Genomic DNA, 16,832 nt, shown 5'->3' on the forward strand with positions numbered 1-16,832 from the left:
CAACTGTAAAAGTCGGAAGGTCCCGTTGCATGGGGCCTTTTTTCATGCCCGGATGATGCGGACGAATGAAGGAAATTCCGGCAGCGAAGCGATGGAGCCCATCCCGGCGGATGGAGCGGTACGGGAGCGGGGGAAAAGGCGGCGGGCACCGCAAGTTTGCGGGCCGTGCTTTTCTTCGGTAAAAATGGGTTCATCGCCGCTTCGGCAAGGGAAGGGGAGAAATGGGGTCCGGTTTTAACGCGGGGCCGGGCGGCACCACGGCCGTTCCGGGAGGCGGGCCGGAGGACGGCCGTGCCGCAAAGGATTCTCCCCGGACCGCCGCCATTTGTCCGGTTCGTTGCGGCGAATCATTTTTTCCCCTCCGAATAGAATAGTAAAAAACAAGGAGGGGAACACGGAATGGACTGCAGCGGTTTGGATTTCATGAAGATATCGAAGGCGCTTTCCGCCCTGCACAAAGAGATGGAAAAGGAGGAAAACAACGAAAAGGCATTGGCCAAATTGGAAGAGGCGGAAAAAGAACTGCAAAAGGCCCTCTATTTTTCTTTGGATGCCAACGCCCCTTTCCGAAATTCCGTCCTTTGAAAATTTTTCCGCAAATCATTCTTTTTGCCGGCCGCTTTGTGCTACAATAAATGTCAAACGGTTTGATACTGGAACAAGGGGGAGTATGGATTGACCGTAACATCCATCCAACAAACAGAAAAAGCGTTTTTCGAGGAAATCAAAAAGATTCTTGCCTATCAGGAGGCATTGAACCTCATCTATTGGGATTTGCGGACGAAGGCTCCCGCCAAAGCGGTGGAAGGCCGTTCGCAGGTCATCGGGACGTTGACCGGTGAAGTTTATCAATTGATGACCTCGGAAAAAATGCGGGAATACGTCGGGGAGTTATTGGACCCCGGGGTTCGGGACCGGCTGTCGGAAATTACGGTAAAGTCGGCGGAGCATCTGAAGAAGGAAATCGACCGGATGATCAAAATTCCTTCCGACGAATACCGGCAATTTGTCGAGCTTCAGGCCAAATCGGAGTCGGTGTGGGAAGAGGCGAAGGAGAAGCGGGACTTTCAGCTTTTCAAGCCCTACCTTGAACAGCTGGTGGAAATGACGAAAAAATTCATCGGTTATTGGGGCTATGAAGGGCATCCCTATAACACCTTGCTGGATCAGTATGAACCGGGAATGACCGTCGAACAACTCGACACCGTTTTCCGTCAATTGCGGGACGGCATCGTCCGCCTGCTGGAAAAAATCGAAGGATCGAACGTCCGTTGGAATTCCGAATTTTTACATACCCGTTTTCCCAAGGAAAAACAGGAAGCTTTTTCATTGGAAATCCTCCGCCAGCTCGGTTACGATTTTGCGGCCGGCCGGCTGGATGAAACCGTCCATCCCTTCGCCATCGGCCTGAACGGCGGGGACGTGCGGATCACCACCAAATACAACGAACAGGATTTTCGCGTCGCCATTTTCGGAACGATTCACGAAGCGGGGCATGCCATCTACGAACAGAACTTTTCCGAACGGCTGAAGGGAACGCCCCTTTTCGGCGGGGCATCCATGGGCATCCATGAGTCCCAATCCCTGTTCCATGAAAATTTCATCGGCAGGAACTTGCATTTTTGGGAACATAATTACGGGCTTTTGCAGCAATATGCCGGCGGGGCCTTCGATTCCGTCTCCCTGGACGATTTTTACCGGGCGATCAACGAGGTGAAACCGTCCCTGATCCGCATCGAAGCGGATGAGCTCACCTATCCGTTGCACATCATCATCCGCTATGAACTGGAAAAGGCCCTGTTCACCGGGGAGTTGGCGGTGGACGACTTGCCGGCGGTTTGGAACGACAAATACGAACAATATCTGGGCGTAAGGCCGGAGCATGACGGCCATGGGGTGCTGCAGGACGTTCACTGGTCTTCCGCATCCTTCGGTTATTTCCCGTCTTACGCATTGGGCTATATGTATGCCGCCCAATTGAAAGCGGCGATGCTGAAGAGCATCCCGGATTTCGACCGGCTGCTTGCCAAAGGGGAAATCGCCCCCATCCGGAAATGGCTGACCGAGCATGTCCATCAGTACGGGCGTTTGAAAAAACCGTTGGAGATCTTGCGGGATGCCGCCGGGGAAGGGCTGAACGCCAGCCATCTGTTGAACTATTTGCGGGAGAAATATGCTTATATTTATCAATTTTAGAAGGTACTGAACGAACGGACGGCCTCCGTCCGAATGCCGGGATGGCTCCTCGAGTCATCCCTATTTGCGGGTGATCGGCATGAAAAAATACCGTCCCCATTTCCTCATCGTGGCGGCCGCTTCCCTGTGGGGGCTCATTTCCGTCTTCGTAAAAAATTTAACGGCCATCGGCTTTTCCGCCATGGAGATCGTGGCGGTGCGGGCCGCCTTTGCCTTTTTGCTCCTCGGCTTCTTCGGCATGTTCCGCCGGCGGGGGGAGCTCCGGCTGGACATCCGTCATTTTCCCTATTTTGTCGGGACGGGGATCTTCAGCATCGTCTTTTTTAATTGGTGCTATTTTACCGCCATCAACGAATTGTCCGTATCGCTGGCGGTCATCCTGCTGTATACGGCTCCCGCTTTTGTCGCCCTTTTGTCCGTCCTCTTCTTGAAGGAGCCCTTCTCCCGGCGAAAGGGATGGGGCGTGGCAGGGACGATGGCCGGCTGCCTTCTTTTGTCCGGCGTCATGGATGACCGGCTTTCGGGAAGCAGCCTGTTCGGATTTGCCGCCGGCCTCGGTTCCGGGTTGGGGTACGCGCTGTATACGATCTTCGGAAAATTTTGCATCAGACATTATTCATCCTTTGCCACCACCCTCTATACCTTTTTAGCCGCTTCCCTGTTTTTGGTTCCGTACACCCGGCTCTGGGAAAAGCTTCCGCTGCTCGCCGACGGAAAGGCCCTCCTTTTTTCCCTCGGCCTCGCCTTTGTTCCGACGGTGCTGGCCTATCTGCTGTATACGGAAGGCCTGCGGGGGGTGGACGGCAGCGTGGCCGCCGTTCTGGCGACGGTGGAACCGGTGGTGGCCTTCCTCATCGGGATGACCCTATACGGCGAACGCTTTGCCCCCGTCCAATGGATCGGCGGGATCGTCGTCCTTCTCTCCGTCCTCCTCGTTCAGAAGGAAGATAAGGGGAACATCGGACAGGCGGGGTAGGACCGCAGGTTTCTTGCGTCGCGGACGGCGGTTTTCAGCGGAAGAAAAAACGGGGGATAGGCGCCCCGATTCTTTAGAAGAGGGGGGCCTTCGGGAAGGAAAAAATCGGGTGCAAACTTGCACAAACAAACCGGGGGTTGCCCTCGACAAGCCGTTTACCGGCCTGCGGGGAGAACCCCCATAAAAACAGCCTCACCATTACGGTGAGGCTGTTCCCGTTACCAAAGCTTGAAGCCCTTTGCCCCGGGAGGCGCGTTTTGGATCATGTCGATAAACGGGATCGTGTAGGCGAACAGGATCAATGCGGCAGTGATCCCCACCCACAATTTCCAGTTTTCAAAAACAGGGGACGGCTGCGCCGCATGTTCGCTCGCTTCGCTCACCGGGAATTCTTCTTCCCCCTTCGGAGCGAAGAAGGCCAGATTGATGAAGATGATCAGGCACAGGATGATCGACAGGAAGAGGATGGCTCCTCCCACCGCCTGGGCGATTTGATAGGGGATCCATTCCAGGGCCTGGGGCGCGTCACCGTAAGTGGAAAATGCCGAACGGCGCGGGCCGCCGAGGAGGCCTTCCGCATGCATGGCGCCGGACATGAAGGTCATGCCGACCGCCCATGTCACCCCTTGGATGATCGCCAGGCGGTTCATTTTTTTCGTCAAAACCCTGCCCGTCAAGTGGGGAACGAGCCAATAGGCAACCCCGAAGTAGGTTAAAATTACCGTCGTGGCGATCGTCAAATGGAAGTGGCCCGTCACCCAGATCGTGTTGTGAACCACCGCGTTCAATTGGTGGGAAGCGTTGATTAATCCGCCGATGCCCCCCGGAATGAAGGCGAGCATCCCGATGAACGGGACGGTAAAGCGGGCGTCGTTCCAAGGCAGCTTCTTCACCCAGCCGAACAGGCCTTTCGCCCCTTGGGAACGGCCGTATAATTCAAAGGTCGCAAACATGGCGAACGCCGTCATCAAAGACGGGATGGCAACCATGAAGGTTAAAATGACCTGAATGAATTTCCATGCCGGATCAATCCCCGGTTCCACCAATTGGTGGTGGAATCCGACCGGGATGGAGAAGATCAGGAACAGGATGAAGGCCAGACGGGCCATCGTGTCCGAAAACATCTTTCCGCCGATCACCTTCGGGATGATCACATACCAGCACATATAGGCGGGCAAGAGCCAGAAATAGACGAGCGGGTGGCCGAAATACCAGAACAAGGTCCGGCTGACGGCGACGTTGACCCGATCCACAAGGCCCATGGACCAGGGCAGCAATTGGAACAGGACGGTGGCAGCCACGCCCAGGGTGGCGATGAACCACAGCACCGCGTTTACGACGGACATGAAGGTGAGGAGCGGGCCCGGTTTCCCCGGATTCGCCTTCCGCCATTTTACGTAAGCGGCGACCATGCCCGCGCAGCTGATCCAGCTGCCGACGACGACCAGCGTCAGTCCCAAATAGAAAAGAAAATGGGCTTGCAACGGCGCGTAAAAGGTATACAGGACCGATGCCTCGTTCAAAAGGATCATGGTTGCCGCAAGAACGGTGCCGATCAGCATCGTCCAAAAGCCGGCCCATCCCGTTTTCCGGATCCCGTTCGACAGGGTGCCGGCCGTCCGGCTGATGGCGGCGAATTGGAATCCGATGATAAAGAATGTGGTCAACACGAGGGCGAGAATGACGCCGTGGACGGTCAAAATTTGATAATAACTGATTCCCGCGGGAAGCTGCACCTTCCCCGTACGGACGAGCACCTGAAGCAGGCCGCACAATCCGCCGATGGCCAGGGAAACGAAGGCGACGTATAAATGGGCCATCACCATTTTGGCGTCTTTCCGGTCGATTTTTGTCAGCGCTTTACTCATTGATTTTCCACCACCTTAATCTTGGAATACATCATGTGGTGCCCGGCTCCGCAATATTCGTTGCAAAGCACCAAATATTCCCCGGGTTTATCGAAGGTCGCGACTTTTTCGCTGATATATCCGGGTTCGACCATCATGTTCACATTGGTCCCCGCAACTTCGAAGCCGTGAATGACGTCCTTCGTCGTCACGATGAATTTGACCTTGGCACCCTTCGGAATCTCCACTTCGTTCGGCGTGTAGCTGAACGCTTGGGCGACATAGACGAGTTCATAATCCCAGTCTTTTCCTTCCACTTTCTTCAAACCCGGTTCGTTGAAGGGCGCCGTCTGATCCACCTTATCGGGGTCGATGGTCGCCAAGCAGCTGGGCGGCTGATTTCCCAGATAGAAGGCGCTGACGCCGATGACGGATAAAAAGAAAATTAATGCACCGATACCAAAAACGAGCCATATTTTTTCATACTTATGCATAATGCCCTTTTACCCCCTTCATTTACGGACGGTTTAAAAACAACTGGAATACGCCCAACCAGACGGCGATGATCAATACGCCCATCGTCATGACGGCAACGAGCGTCCCTTTCAGGTTTCCGGATTCTTCGGCGTCCTTCCATTTCTTCTTTTCCGTATCATTTTGCAATGCGGCCTTTGCCATTATCCACCCTCCTTTATTCATGCGAACCTTAACCGATTATACCGGTTACTATCATCATAATAGGGCAAATAGTCTTAAACTGTGATAAAAGTCACATATACGAAGGCCGAATGTGAAATCTTCGTGAAAAAAACGAAATTTTTTGTTTCTTCCCCCAAACGGGTCCCGGCCGGGATAAAATTTTCAGGGAATGAAACGCTTTCATTTCATTTCAACGGTTGATTTCCTTTCTGCCAATGATATAATGGAACCAATAAAATTGTTGTACTCACTCATATAATTGCAAGGATATGGCTTGCAAGTCTCTACCAGGTTACCGTAAATAACCTGACTATGGGTGAGCGATGACTCCTATTGTCTTTTTTGGATCATGACCGTTTTGCCAAAAGTCATTGCTCATCTCATAGATCGAGGTGGGTACAATGATTTTTGGCTTTTCTTTTTTCCGGAATCATTCAGGGAGGTGAAAGGATGGAGAAGCTGATTGAAAAGATCAGGAAGGAAGGAACCGTCCTGGGAGAGGACATTTTGAAGGTGGACCGGTTTTTGAACCATCAGATCGATCCGTTGTTCATGGACGAGATCGGACGGGAATTTGCCCGCCGTTTCCGGGATGACCGGGTGACGAAAGTCCTGACGGCGGAATCGTCGGGAATCGCGCCGGCCGTGATGACCGGCTTGCATCTCGGGGTGCCTGTCGTTTTCGCCAGGAAAAAGAAGTCGGTCACAATGACGGATGCGCTTTATTCGGAAAAGGTATTTTCCTTTACGAAAAAAAGCGAGTACGAACTTTCGGTGTCAAAGAAATTTTTGAGCGCCGATGACCGGGTTCTCATCATCGACGATTTTTTGGCCAACGGCCAGGCGGCAGGCGCCCTCGTGAAGATCACGGAAAAATCGGGGGCATCCTTGGCAGGGATCGGGATCGTCATTGAAAAAAGCTTCCAGGAAGGCGGAAGCCTCCTGCGGAAACAGGGGATCCGGGTCGAATCGTTGGCGAAAATCGAGTCGCTGGCGGGCGGCGTCATTCATTTTGCCGATACAAAAAGGGAGGTTTACGCGCGATGAAATTGTCAGGGGGAAAAATCGCTTCTTTGGGCATCCAGCATGTGTTGGCCATGTATGCGGGGGCTGTCATCGTTCCTTTGATTGTCGGGAGCTCCCTCGGATTGACGGCCGAGCAATTGACTTATCTCGTATCCGTGGATATTTTCATGTGCGGTGTCGCGACCATCTTGCAAGTTTGGAAGAACCGCTTTTTCGGGATCGGCTTGCCGGTCGTGTTAGGCTGCACCTTTACCGCGGTCGCGCCGATGATCGAAATCGGAAATCAATACGGGATCCCGTCCATATACGGAGCCATTCTCGTTTCGGGGGCGGTCGTCCTCCTCATCGCCAAGCACTTCAGCAAACTGATCAAATTTTTCCCGCCCGTCGTCACCGGATCGGTCGTGACGATCATCGGGGTGACCTTGATTCCGGTGGCCGTGGGGAATATGGCCGGCGGCGAAGGGAGCCCGGATTACGGCTCTCCGGAAAATATTTTGTTGTCCTTCGGGACTTTGCTCCTGATCTTGGCCATCTTCCGCTTTTTTAAAGGTTTTGTCCGGTCCATCGCCATCCTCCTCGGGCTGATCGCCGGAACCGCGGCGGCTTCCTTTTTCGGTAAGGTCGACTTTTCCGCCGTCCGGGAGGCGGATGTTTTTCAAGTGGCGCAACCCTTTTATTTCGGCCTTCCCGAGTTCCATTTGGCGCCCATCTTAATGATGACGATCGTCGCCGTCGTCAGTTTGGTCGAATCCACCGGCGTCTATTTCGCCCTCGGGGACATATGCGATAAGCGGCCGGACGACCGGGATTTGACCAGGGGCTACCGTTCGGAAGGCATCGCCATCCTTTTGGGCGGCATCGTCAATTCTTTTCCGTATACCACCTTTTCCCAAAACGTGGGGCTTATCCAGCTGTCGGGCGTCAAGAGCCGGAACGTCATCTATACCGCCGGCGCCTTTTTGATCGCCTTGGGCTCGGTGCCGAAGCTCGGGGCTTTGACGACGATCATCCCGGCATCGGTATTGGGCGGGGCGATGATGGCCATGTTCGGGATGGTGATCGCCTACGGCATTAAAATGTTGAGCACGGTGGATTTTTCGAAACAGGAAAATTTATTGGTCATGGCCTGTTCCATCGGCATGGGCCTGGGCGTCACCGTTGCCCCGGATCTGTTCGAACGGCTGCCCGGGGCCTTGCAAATCATCACTTCCAACGGGATTGTCATCGGCAGCCTGACGGCCATCCTTTTGAACCTGATCTTTAATTTGACCCGGGGAAAAGGGATGGAAGCCCAGCTGGCCGCGGAAAACGTCCCCGCGAAATGACGGGGATTCCCTGAAGGGGCGCCGGAAGCCGGCCTTCTCCGGACGGCGGTTCGGGGAGGGGTCCGGCTGCAAAGACGCGGCCCGTCGGGAAGGGCCCCGTTCTTTCGTTTGTTTCCTTTTGGGGAAAATCGGACCTGGCCAAGCCCGGGCGCGGGAAAGGACGGCAGGCCGGGAAGGCTGTTCGTCTTTTCGCCCCTTTGAATCCCACCCGTCTGCGGCGGACGTTGTCGGGAAAGCCCAAGGAAAGTATTTCTTCTCCCTTTGAATCCCACCCGTCTGCGGCGGACCCCGGGACCGCGGAATCGGAAGGAAAATCGGGACGGCGGCCGGGTCCGAATCTTCCGATCGCCCGGTCATCCCCGCCGGGCCGGGGATCGGGCGGCCGTCCCGGCCGGTCAAGGGGGAGGTGCTTCGCGATTCGTGGCCCGGACGTTCGGTCACGAAATGCGGATATGGAAATGCGGACATAAAAAAAGCCGGCTCAGCCGGCCGGTTTTATCTATTGGAATTTGTCTTCGGTTGCGTTTATAATTTTACCACGTTCGCTGCTTGAGGTCCGCGGTTTCCTTCCACGATTTCAAAGGAAACTTCTTGACCTTCTTCCAGCGTCTTGTACCCTTCGCCTTGGATGGCGGTGAAGTGTACGAAGACGTCGCCCCCACCTTCCACTTCGATAAATCCGTAACCTTTCTCATTGTTAAACCATTTTACTCTACCGGTTTGCATTTTTTTTCCTCCTAAATATCGAGCACTTGCACGTGCAACAGAATTTCAATCAAAAACTAAAATATCTTCCCATTCGAAGTGGAGGATACCGGAATATCTTCTACTTCAAAGCGGAGGATATTCAGTTTTGATTAACTCAACTATACATGAACCGATCGGCAAAGTCAAGGAAGTTGGAGGAAATAATTTTAAAATTCTTTTGCCGCGCCATTTTTTGCATTATCTCCTTGTTCCCGCTCCTTTTCTATAGTACACTTTAGATAATAACGGGCCCATGTCCGAAAAACGGGCCGATGTTCGTCTTGGAGGAAAGAGATATGACGACACCGAGCATGGAAGATTATATCGAACAAATTTATTTGCTGATCGAAACGAAAGGCTATGCCCGGGTTTCCGATATCGCCGACGCGCTGTCCGTCCATCCTTCATCGGTCACGAAAATGGTTCAGAAACTCGATAAAAACGAATATTTGGTATATGAAAAATACCGGGGTTTCGTTCTCACCCCGAAAGGGAAAAAGATCGGGAAACGGCTGGTTTACCGCCACGATTTGCTGGAACAATTTTTGCAGATGATCGGGGTGGACGAGGAAAATATTTACCGGGACGTGGAAGGGATCGAACATCATCTGAGCTGGAACGCGATCGACAGGATCGGGGATCTGGTCCAATATTTCGAGGAAAATCCGGAACGGTTGAACGAGTTGAAACAATTCCAAATGAGGCTCGAATAAAAATCAAAAATCGGCGGGATCGCCGATTTTTATTGCTAAAAAATGGGAGGATAGCCGGCAAAGTCCTGGTCCCCGGGATCGTCGGGGACAATTTTCGGCAGGCCGGAACCGTCCGGCAGGACTTGCGCCCGGCCGATCTTCCCGTTTTTTATTTCCTCCGCCGCTTTGCGGTAGGAGATGATCCTTCCTTCGGAAGTTTGGAAATTGATGATCTCCCCCTGGCGGTTCCGTTCGACGGCCGTGAGGTATTCCAAGGGTTTCCCCTCCTTTTTTTATCCATCTTTCCCATGAAGGAATAAAAATATCCGGCCGCCGCCGAAAGGGCGGGGCCGGTTTTATTTTTCTTTGGAGGCTGCCGTTTTAGGATAGGGGACACGGTTTTCGAGGGAACGGATCACCTCGGAGACGATCGTTCCGGAGGCGTGGGGTTTGTAGATCCGTTCCATCGCCTTTTTCATCTCCCGCTGCTTGTTTCCGTCCCGCAGCAGCCAATTGATTTTCTCTTTGATTTCCGAAAGGTGGTAGGTGACGAAGGCCGCCCCCGACGCCTGGAAAAACTCGGCATTTTCCCTTTCCTGGCCGGGAACGGGTTTGAAAAAAATCAACGGAACCTTCATCGCCGCCGCTTCCGTGATGGAGATTCCCCCCGGCTTCGTAATGACGCAATAGGAGGCGGCCAATATCTCGTGGATGTTTTCCACGTAGCCGAAAACGGTCAAGCGTCCGGGGTATTCCTCCCTCAGGGGGACGATCTTCTGGTAAAGCTTTTCGTTGTTGCCGCAAATGACGATCACCTGGATATCCCGGTTTTCCAGGATTTCCGGCACCAGTTTTTCCACATTGCGCAGCTGGCCGACGGCTCCCGCGACAACGGTGACAATTTTTTTTGCGGGATCGACCGGATAGGTTCTGTAAAATTTTTCCACATCCGGCTCCGATTCAAAGGAAGCGCGGATCGGGATCCCGGAAACGACGATCTTTTCCCGCGCCACCCCCAACTTGTGAAGCTCTTCCCCGACTTTGTCGGAACTGACAAAATAGCGGTGGATATTGGGATGAATCCAAAAGGAATGCAGGCAGTAATCGGTGATCACGGTATAGGTCGGGATCGCATATTGTTCCGTGCTGCCGAGCTTGGGCGCCGAAAGGATCGGGAAAGTGGTGATGATGGCGTCCGGCCGCTCCCTTTCGATGATCTCCCTGATCCGCTTCAGGCCGATGAACTGGCTCAAATAGGCGAGGCCGCTCCGGGAATATCTGTCCGTCCCGTAATAGAACGCCTTGTAGATCGGCAAGCCGATAGGCTTATAGCTTTTTTCGTAAAGGGTGCGGGTAAAATTCGCGAATTTCGGGTATGATTCAATATATACATCCGACAAAATGACCTTTTGGGCACCTTGCCGATAAAATTCCTGTTCAAGGGCATAGGCGGCCTGCTTGTGGCCGTTGCCGTAACTGGCGTACAGGATGAGTATCTTCAAATCTTTCACGATGAATCCCCTTCTCCGGAATTTTAACTTGCGGAAAAATGATGTATATTTTAATTAAATCATAAATACAAGGAATGGAAAGATTTTTTGCATCATTTTTACGATATTTTTAAAATGGCGATAGGGAAAAATGGGAGAAACGGCCCTTTGCCGCGGAATTCATTCTAAAAGGAGACCGGTCGAATGTTTGATCCGACAGCCTATGAAAATATGAAAGTCATTCTGGAAGGGTATTTATATGATTATGACATGCAGGGGGAAATATTAATTAAGGAGAGGAACGATCTCATCAACCTAGCCGATATGTCCAGGACCTTTTCCCTCCTTTTTTCGTTGAACCTCGCCCCCCAGGCCAAGAGAATCCATGTGTACAACGGGGATAAGCTGGAGATTAAAGCGGAGTTCCACGCCGATCTTTGGAAGATGGCCTCCGAATGGTACCCGCTCCAACAGGAAGGGGGAGCGGAATTTAATCTCTATTTGCGGATGTATGAAGATTTCAACGAGGTGCTGCGGAAACGGGTCGACAAATTTCTCCACGAGCAATTTTCCCACGAATACTATATCCATTGGGAAAAAACGATCAGCCAGCATTCCGCCTTTCATCAGTACCTGCTCAAGCGGAAGCAGCCGCTCTTCGAAGAGGAAGCGGACCGGATTCCCGAAATGGTCGATGCCATCATCGATGCCGTCCGCGCCTTGCACCGCCTGATCGATTTTCCCGGTTGACAAAAAATAGCCGGAGGAAAGGCCCGCTTCAGCAAAGAACGGCAGGCGGCGAATCCGCGCGGGGGCCAGAGGGAATTTTCTGAAAAGGAGGATGTCCGATGAAAATCGTCCGTATTGAACCGACCCCGAGTCCGAATACGATGAAGGTCATATTGGACGAGGAGCTTCCCCGGGGGGAGCGGAACAATTATAAAAAGGAGACGATGGACCAAGCGCCGGAAAAGATCAAAGCAATTCTCGCCATCGAAGGGGTGAAGGGGGTTTATCACGTCGCCGACTTTTTGGCCGTCGAACGGAACCCCAAGCATGAATGGCCGGCGATTTTGGCGGAGATCCGGGAAATATTCGGGGAAGCGGAAGCGGCCTCAGGCGGGAAGGAGCCGGCGCCGGCCGAAAAGTTTGGCGCCGTGCAGGTGTTTGTCCAATATTTTAAAGGGATCCCGATGCAGGTGAAATTAACCGACGCCGCGGAAGAAAGGCGTTACGGCCTGCCGGAGATCTTCGCGAAGGCGGCAACGGAAGCCCAGCTCCCCGGCGACAACATCGTCCTGTTGCGGAAGTGGGTGGAAAAGGGGGTCCGTTACGGGGATTTCGATGAAATCGGCAGGACGGTCGTGGAAGAGCTGCAGGCGGCTTACCCCGAGGAACGTTTGGAGGAGCTGGTCAAAAAAGCCAAGGGGATGGAGACGTACCGCCCCAAGTATATCAAGCTCGTGCCGGAAATGCTGGATCATCCCGATTGGCGGGAACGCTACCGCCTGCTCGAACAGATGGCCGAGCCGTCCCTGGAGGATTTGCCCGTTTTGCGGAAGGCGCTGGCCGATGAGAAGCCTTCGATCCGGCGGCTGGCCGTCGTATATTTGGGCATGATCAAGGACAAAGCCGTCTTGCCTTATATTTACGAGGCTTTGAAGGATAAAAACGTCGCCGTCCGCCGGACGGCGGGGGATTGTTTGAGCGACCTCGGCTATGCGGAAGCCCAGGACGCGATGATCGAGGCGTTGAAGGACCCGAGCAAGCTCGTCCGCTGGCGGGCGGCGATGTTCCTCTATGAAACCGGAGACGAACGGGCCTTGCCCGCTCTGCAGGAAGCGGAAAACGATCCGGAGTTTGAAGTCGCCCTCCAGGTGAAAATGGCCATCGAACGGATCCGGGGCGGACAGGAAGGCCCGGGATCCGTTTGGAAGCGGATGACCGAGGCGAGGAAAAAGACTTGACGCAAAAAGCGCGAAAAAAGGAACGAAAGGAGCGGTCGCCATGTCCATGGCATATGAAGAATACATGCGGCAAATCGTAAAACCGATGCGGGAAGAATTGGTGAAGGCCGGTTTCAAGGAACTGTTGACCGCCGAGGAAGTGGAGCGGTTCATGAAGGAGGCGGCGGGAACCGTTTTTGTCGCCGTCAATTCGGTTTGCGGCTGCGCCGGCGGATTGGCCAGGCCGGCGGCGATAAGGGCCCTTTCGGAAACGGAGAAACGGCCCGATCATCTCGTGACGGTGTTTGCCGGTCAAGACCGGGAGGCGACGGCAAAAATGCGGGAATACTTTACCGGATGCGAGCCTTCGTCGCCTTCCTTCGCCCTTTTGAAGGACGGAAAACTCGTCCGCTTTATTCCGAGGGAAGAGATCGAATACCGAAGCGTGGAGGAAATCACCGCCGATCTCGTCGCATTGTTCGACGAATATTGCTGAAGCCGGCGTCGGCTTTGGTTGGTTATGCGTTGATTTCGGCGGGGGAAACCGACCGCCGCAAAAGCCCGTGGGTTCCGGCCGGGGTTTCTGGCAGGGCCCGCGGGCTTTTTCATTGATTTTCAAAAAATGTCCACATTTTCCATATTGATGGCGGAAGGAAAATCCATCATAATGAAGTTATAAAATGTGAAAACATGTTAAAAAATAACAAAACTGAACATCGCAGCCAAAGGGAAAGGGAGGGGATTTCCGGTGCTGGCGGCGGAACGCAGGAATAAAATCAAGGAGTTGATTTTGCAGAAGGGCTATTTGAAAATTTCCGAATTAAGCCGACGGTTCGGCGTTTCGGAAATGACGATCCACCGGGATTTGAAGCCGCTGATCGAAGAGGGGATGATCGTCAAAACCTTCGGCGGCGTCGCCCTCCGGGACAACGGGCAATCCGCGGGGGCATCCGGCAATGAATGTGCGTACTGCAGCCGGAGGATCAACGAACGGCTCTCCTTCCGCCTCATCCTGCCCGACAACCGGATCGAGGTGTTTTGTTGCGCCCATTGCGGCCTGATCCGCTGGCATCAGTGCGAAGATGAGGTGATCCAGGCCATCTGTTATGATTTTCTCAGGCAAACGACGATGAGCGCGTTCCTTGCCGCCTACGTGATGGATACGCCGGTACATATCGGCTGCTGCCAGCCCCAGCTGCTTCCCTTTGAATGGAGGGAACATGCGGAAAATTTTGTGAAAGGGTTCGGGGGCAAGGTGTATTCTTTCAAGGAAGCGGCCGAAGAACTGATGCGAAGAATGGGCGGGGAAGCCCGCCATTGCCGGCACGGATGAACAGGACCGTACGGGGAATTTTAAAAAGCCCGAAAAAAAGAAACCGAGGGGGATGAACCGAATGAAAAAATTTGCCGGAATCATGGCCGTATTGCTGGCCATTCTGTTCCTTGGCGCCTGCGGAAAAGAAGAGGAAGGCCACGATGGGGACCGGGGGGAAATGATCGATGTGGCCCTCGAGGTCCCGGAAAAATCCGATCCCGGGGAGAAAGTGGAATTGCGGGCCGTCGTGACCCAGGGGAAAGAAAAGGTAAAGGACGCCGATGAAGTAAAATTTGAAATATGGAAGGAAGGGGCGAAAGACGACAGCAGCATGCTCGACGCAAAAAATAACGGGGACGGCTCCTATACGGCGGAAACGACCTTCGCCGCCGACGGCGTCTATACCGTTCAAGTCCATGTAACGGCGAGGGGCATGCACACCATGCCGAAGAAAAATATCACCGTCGGCAGCGGGGAGACGGGAGAAGCCGGCCATCAGGGCCATGAAGGGGACGAAGGGCAGGTCGCCATCCACCTGATGAAGGAAGATCCCATCACCGCAGGGAAGGAAACGGCCTTGACCGTCCATGTCCAAAAGGACGGCGCGCCGCTGGAAAAGGCGAAAGTGACGTTGGAGATCGCCGGCACCGGCGCCTCGCAAAAGGAAATGGTCCCGGCCGCCGAGGCAGCGAAGGGCGCGTACAAGGCCTCCTACACCTTCCCGGAAAAAGGAAATTACCGGATCACGATCCATGTGGAAAAAGAAGAGGGCAAGCTGCATACCCATCAGGAAGAAGAAGTGGCGGTCCGATAAATCCGCCTCCGCTTCCGCCCTATTCTCTAGCATTGAATCTTCCCCGGGAAGGCGGGTTCCGGGGATTTCTTTTTTTCATAGAATCAGGCGATGGTTCATGTTATAATAAGAGAATAATAACGGGTTCGAGCGGTCCGGCTCCGGGGTTTGCGCCCGTCCGCCGGGAGCCGCTTTTCTTTCCCGAAAATCCGCCTTCATTCGCGATTTCCGCGGTATGTCGGCGAAAGGGAACCGCCGGATGGCCGGCCTCAAGCCGGGCAGGACAATCCGGCGGCAATTTTTCAGGACAAGGAGGAAAAGGCATCCCCGGATCCCGGCTTATTTTCCTTCCGTTCCCGGCACATCCTCTCTGTGCCGGGCGGGATAACCGCGGGACCGGCGGGGAATGCCTTAAGGAAGACCGATACGGATCAGGAAAAGGAAAGGAATAAAGGAAGTGGCGACGGATGAAACAGTACTTGGAGCTTTGCGAACACATCTTAAAAAACGGGGTGAAAAAGGCGGACCGGACCGGCACGGGGACGATCAGCATCTTCGGTTATCAGATGCGCTTTGACCTCCGCGCGGGATTCCCCCTTTTGACGACGAAAAAATTGCATCTGAAATCGATTATTTACGAACTTCTATGGTTTTTGCGCGGAGATACCAACGTCAAATATCTGCAGGAAAACGGCGTGCGGATTTGGAATGAATGGGCCGATGAAAACGGCGATCTGGGCCCGATTTACGGGCATCAGTGGCGTTCCTGGCGAACGGCGGACGGAAGGACGGTCGACCAGATCAGCGAAGTGATCGAAGAAATCAAGCGGAATCCGGATTCCCGCAGGCTCGTCGTCAGCGCCTGGAACGTGGGGGATTTGCCGAAAATGAAGCTGCCGCCTTGCCATGTTCTTTTTCAATTTTACGTGGCCAACGGCGAGCTTTCCTGCCAATTATACCAGCGGTCCGCCGACGTCTTTTTGGGGCTGCCGTTCAACATCGCCTCCTATTCCTTGTTGACGATGATGATCGCCCAAGTTTGCGGCCTGAAGCCCGGTGAATTTATCCATACCATCGGGGATGCCCATATTTACCTCAACCATATCGACCAGGTGAAATTGCAGCTGACCCGGGAACCGCGCCCGTTGCCCGTCATGAAAATCAACCCGGCGGTAAAAAATATTTTCGATTTCCGCTACGAAGATTTTCAATTGGAAAATTACAATCCCCACCCCCACATCAAGGGGGAAGTCAGCGTATGATTTCCTTCATCGCCGCCATGGACCGGAAGGGGGTCATCGGAAAGAAGAATCAGCTGCCCTGGCATTTGCCCGAAGACATGCGCTATTTTAAAAAGACGACGATGGGACGCCCCGTCGTCATGGGAAGGAAGACCTTCGAGGCCATCGGAAAACCTCTGCCGGGCAGGAAAAACATCGTCCTGACGAAAAATGCCCGTTTTCATCCGCCCGGCTGCACCGTCTTCCGCCGTTTGGATGAATTCCTGGATTACGCCGCCGGCGCGAAGGAGGAGATTTTCGTCATCGGCGGAGCGGAGATCTTCAGGCAATTGCTCCCTTATGCGGAACGGCTCTACATTACCCGCATTCACCACGACTTTGAAGGGGACGCCTTTTTCCCGGAAACGGATTGGCGGGAATGGAAACTCGCATCCCGGACGAAAGGGATCAAGGATGAAAAAAATCCCTATGATTATGAATTTCTCGTTTATGTGAAGAAGGATCCCGGATCCCTTTCCGGCGGAAGGGAGGAGTGA

At 53.7% G+C, this 16,832-nt stretch carries 19 protein-coding genes and 1 riboswitch; of the genes, 13 read left to right on the top strand and 6 right to left on the bottom strand.

Annotation, left to right across the window (positions count from 1 at the left end):
- The first annotated feature begins 399 nt into the window (after window positions 1-399).
- The 3 genes from A3EQ_RS0114620 (at window position 400) to A3EQ_RS0114630 (ending at window position 3,172) form a co-directional block, all read left to right on the top strand.
- Complete coding sequence (locus tag A3EQ_RS0114620) at window positions 400-585, top strand: hypothetical protein (protein WP_020155898.1); 186 nt, start codon at window positions 400-402, stop codon at window positions 583-585.
- A gap of 90 nt (window positions 586-675) precedes the next feature.
- Window positions 676-2,196: a carboxypeptidase M32 gene (locus A3EQ_RS0114625; protein ID WP_020155899.1), complete on the top strand. Its 1,521-nt coding sequence runs from the start codon at window positions 676-678 to the stop codon at window positions 2,194-2,196.
- 79 nt (window positions 2,197-2,275) lie between these two features.
- A complete protein-coding gene (locus tag A3EQ_RS0114630; protein ID WP_026499993.1) occupies window positions 2,276-3,172 on the top strand; it encodes a DMT family transporter in 897 nt (298 codons plus the stop codon).
- Between the two features lie 218 nt (window positions 3,173-3,390).
- On the opposite strand, the gene A3EQ_RS0114635 is transcribed toward A3EQ_RS0114630, so the two are convergent.
- Genes A3EQ_RS0114635 through A3EQ_RS22280 form a run of 3 tightly spaced genes read right to left on the bottom strand, consistent with a single transcriptional unit; the run spans window position 3,391 to window position 5,697 of the window.
- Window positions 3,391-5,040, bottom strand: coding sequence for a b(o/a)3-type cytochrome-c oxidase subunit 1 (locus A3EQ_RS0114635; protein WP_020155901.1), 1,650 nt, complete (start codon window positions 5,038-5,040; stop codon window positions 3,391-3,393).
- The gene (locus A3EQ_RS0114640; protein WP_020155902.1) at window positions 5,037-5,513 is read right to left on the bottom strand and encodes a cytochrome c oxidase subunit II; all 477 of its coding nucleotides are present in this window, start codon (window positions 5,511-5,513) and stop codon (window positions 5,037-5,039) included. The genes A3EQ_RS0114635 and A3EQ_RS0114640 overlap by 4 nt, the downstream gene beginning before the upstream one ends.
- A 22-nt stretch (window positions 5,514-5,535) precedes the next feature.
- Complete coding sequence (locus A3EQ_RS22280; RefSeq protein ID WP_020155903.1) at window positions 5,536-5,697, bottom strand: cytochrome c oxidase subunit 2A; 162 nt, start codon at window positions 5,695-5,697, stop codon at window positions 5,536-5,538.
- A gap of 252 nt (window positions 5,698-5,949) precedes the next feature.
- Window positions 5,950-6,051, top strand: a riboswitch (purine riboswitch).
- A gap of 117 nt (window positions 6,052-6,168) precedes the next feature.
- Between A3EQ_RS22280 and A3EQ_RS0114655 the strand changes: the two genes are divergently transcribed.
- On the top strand, window positions 6,169-6,765 hold the full coding sequence (locus tag A3EQ_RS0114655) for a xanthine phosphoribosyltransferase (protein ID WP_020155905.1): 597 nt from the start codon (window positions 6,169-6,171) through the stop codon (window positions 6,763-6,765).
- The gene (locus A3EQ_RS0114660; protein WP_020155906.1) at window positions 6,762-8,072 is read left to right on the top strand and encodes a nucleobase:cation symporter-2 family protein; all 1,311 of its coding nucleotides are present in this window, start codon (window positions 6,762-6,764) and stop codon (window positions 8,070-8,072) included. The genes A3EQ_RS0114655 and A3EQ_RS0114660 overlap by 4 nt, the downstream gene beginning before the upstream one ends.
- A 525-nt stretch (window positions 8,073-8,597) precedes the next feature.
- On the opposite strand, the gene cspD is transcribed toward A3EQ_RS0114660, so the two are convergent.
- On the bottom strand, window positions 8,598-8,798 hold the full coding sequence (gene cspD / locus A3EQ_RS0114675; protein WP_020155909.1) for a cold-shock protein CspD: 201 nt from the start codon (window positions 8,796-8,798) through the stop codon (window positions 8,598-8,600).
- Between the two features lie 317 nt (window positions 8,799-9,115).
- Here cspD and mntR point away from each other — a divergent pair, with 317 nt between their 5' ends.
- Complete coding sequence (mntR, locus tag A3EQ_RS0114680) at window positions 9,116-9,532, top strand: transcriptional regulator MntR (RefSeq protein ID WP_020155910.1); 417 nt, start codon at window positions 9,116-9,118, stop codon at window positions 9,530-9,532.
- A gap of 35 nt (window positions 9,533-9,567) precedes the next feature.
- On the opposite strand, the gene A3EQ_RS21240 is transcribed toward mntR, so the two are convergent.
- Window positions 9,568-9,786 (bottom strand): DUF3892 domain-containing protein, encoded by a 219-nt coding sequence (locus tag A3EQ_RS21240; protein WP_020155911.1) that lies wholly within the window; start codon window positions 9,784-9,786, stop codon window positions 9,568-9,570.
- Window positions 9,787-9,867: 81 nt separating this feature from the next.
- Window positions 9,868-11,022 carry an MGDG synthase family glycosyltransferase gene (locus tag A3EQ_RS0114690; protein ID WP_020155912.1) on the bottom strand — a complete coding sequence of 385 codons (1,155 nt, stop codon included), beginning with the start codon at window positions 11,020-11,022 and terminating at the stop codon, window positions 9,868-9,870.
- 183 nt (window positions 11,023-11,205) lie between these two features.
- On the opposite strand from A3EQ_RS0114690, the gene A3EQ_RS0114695 reads away from it, so the two are divergent.
- The 7 genes from A3EQ_RS0114695 to A3EQ_RS0114730 all read left to right on the top strand — a co-directional run bounded on the left by A3EQ_RS0114695 (window position 11,206) and on the right by A3EQ_RS0114730 (window position 16,832).
- On the top strand, window positions 11,206-11,751 hold the full coding sequence (locus A3EQ_RS0114695; RefSeq protein WP_020155913.1) for a hypothetical protein: 546 nt from the start codon (window positions 11,206-11,208) through the stop codon (window positions 11,749-11,751).
- Window positions 11,752-11,849: 98 nt separating this feature from the next.
- Entirely contained in the window at window positions 11,850-12,968 is a 1,119-nt protein-coding gene (locus tag A3EQ_RS0114700) for a conserved virulence factor C family protein (RefSeq protein ID WP_020155914.1), read from the top strand.
- A gap of 40 nt (window positions 12,969-13,008) precedes the next feature.
- Window positions 13,009-13,443, top strand: a complete 435-nt coding sequence (locus A3EQ_RS0114705; RefSeq protein ID WP_020155915.1) for a BrxA/BrxB family bacilliredoxin — start codon at window positions 13,009-13,011, stop codon at window positions 13,441-13,443.
- 252 nt (window positions 13,444-13,695) lie between these two features.
- Window positions 13,696-14,280: a DeoR family transcriptional regulator gene (locus A3EQ_RS0114710; RefSeq protein ID WP_020155916.1), complete on the top strand. Its 585-nt coding sequence runs from the start codon at window positions 13,696-13,698 to the stop codon at window positions 14,278-14,280.
- Between the two features lie 61 nt (window positions 14,281-14,341).
- The gene (locus A3EQ_RS0114715; RefSeq protein WP_020155917.1) at window positions 14,342-15,076 is read left to right on the top strand and encodes a FixH family protein; all 735 of its coding nucleotides are present in this window, start codon (window positions 14,342-14,344) and stop codon (window positions 15,074-15,076) included.
- Between the two features lie 446 nt (window positions 15,077-15,522).
- The gene (locus A3EQ_RS0114725) at window positions 15,523-16,317 is read left to right on the top strand and encodes a thymidylate synthase (protein ID WP_020155919.1); all 795 of its coding nucleotides are present in this window, start codon (window positions 15,523-15,525) and stop codon (window positions 16,315-16,317) included.
- Complete coding sequence (locus A3EQ_RS0114730) at window positions 16,314-16,832, top strand: dihydrofolate reductase (protein WP_020155920.1); 519 nt, start codon at window positions 16,314-16,316, stop codon at window positions 16,830-16,832. Before A3EQ_RS0114725 ends, A3EQ_RS0114730 begins: the two co-directional genes overlap by 4 nt.

This window comes from Caldibacillus debilis DSM 16016 (assembly GCF_000383875.1).
Taxonomy (GTDB): Bacteria; Bacillota; Bacilli; order Bacillales; family Caldibacillaceae; genus Caldibacillus; species Caldibacillus debilis.

Excerpts from the sequence above, each read along its gene's own strand:
- A3EQ_RS0114620 (WP_020155898.1), top strand. The coding sequence starts at position 400 with ATGGACTGCAGCGGTTTGGATTTCATGAAGATATCGAAGGCGCTTTCC.
- A3EQ_RS0114630 (WP_026499993.1), top strand. The coding sequence starts at position 2,276 with ATGAAAAAATACCGTCCCCATTTCCTCATCGTGGCGGCCGCTTCCCTG.
- A3EQ_RS0114635 (WP_020155901.1), bottom strand. The coding sequence starts at position 5,040 with ATGAGTAAAGCGCTGACAAAAATCGACCGGAAAGACGCCAAAATGGTG.
- A3EQ_RS0114640 (WP_020155902.1), bottom strand. The coding sequence starts at position 5,513 with ATGCATAAGTATGAAAAAATATGGCTCGTTTTTGGTATCGGTGCATTA.
- A3EQ_RS22280 (WP_020155903.1), bottom strand. The coding sequence starts at position 5,697 with ATGGCAAAGGCCGCATTGCAAAATGATACGGAAAAGAAGAAATGGAAG.
- A3EQ_RS0114655 (WP_020155905.1), top strand. The coding sequence starts at position 6,169 with ATGGAGAAGCTGATTGAAAAGATCAGGAAGGAAGGAACCGTCCTGGGA.
- A3EQ_RS0114660 (WP_020155906.1), top strand. The coding sequence starts at position 6,762 with ATGAAATTGTCAGGGGGAAAAATCGCTTCTTTGGGCATCCAGCATGTG.
- cspD (WP_020155909.1), bottom strand. The coding sequence starts at position 8,798 with ATGCAAACCGGTAGAGTAAAATGGTTTAACAATGAGAAAGGTTACGGA.
- mntR (WP_020155910.1), top strand. The coding sequence starts at position 9,116 with ATGACGACACCGAGCATGGAAGATTATATCGAACAAATTTATTTGCTG.
- A3EQ_RS0114695 (WP_020155913.1), top strand. The coding sequence starts at position 11,206 with ATGTTTGATCCGACAGCCTATGAAAATATGAAAGTCATTCTGGAAGGG.
- A3EQ_RS0114700 (WP_020155914.1), top strand. The coding sequence starts at position 11,850 with ATGAAAATCGTCCGTATTGAACCGACCCCGAGTCCGAATACGATGAAG.
- A3EQ_RS0114705 (WP_020155915.1), top strand. The coding sequence starts at position 13,009 with ATGTCCATGGCATATGAAGAATACATGCGGCAAATCGTAAAACCGATG.
- A3EQ_RS0114715 (WP_020155917.1), top strand. The coding sequence starts at position 14,342 with ATGAAAAAATTTGCCGGAATCATGGCCGTATTGCTGGCCATTCTGTTC.
- A3EQ_RS0114725 (WP_020155919.1), top strand. The coding sequence starts at position 15,523 with ATGAAACAGTACTTGGAGCTTTGCGAACACATCTTAAAAAACGGGGTG.
- A3EQ_RS0114730 (WP_020155920.1), top strand. The coding sequence starts at position 16,314 with ATGATTTCCTTCATCGCCGCCATGGACCGGAAGGGGGTCATCGGAAAG.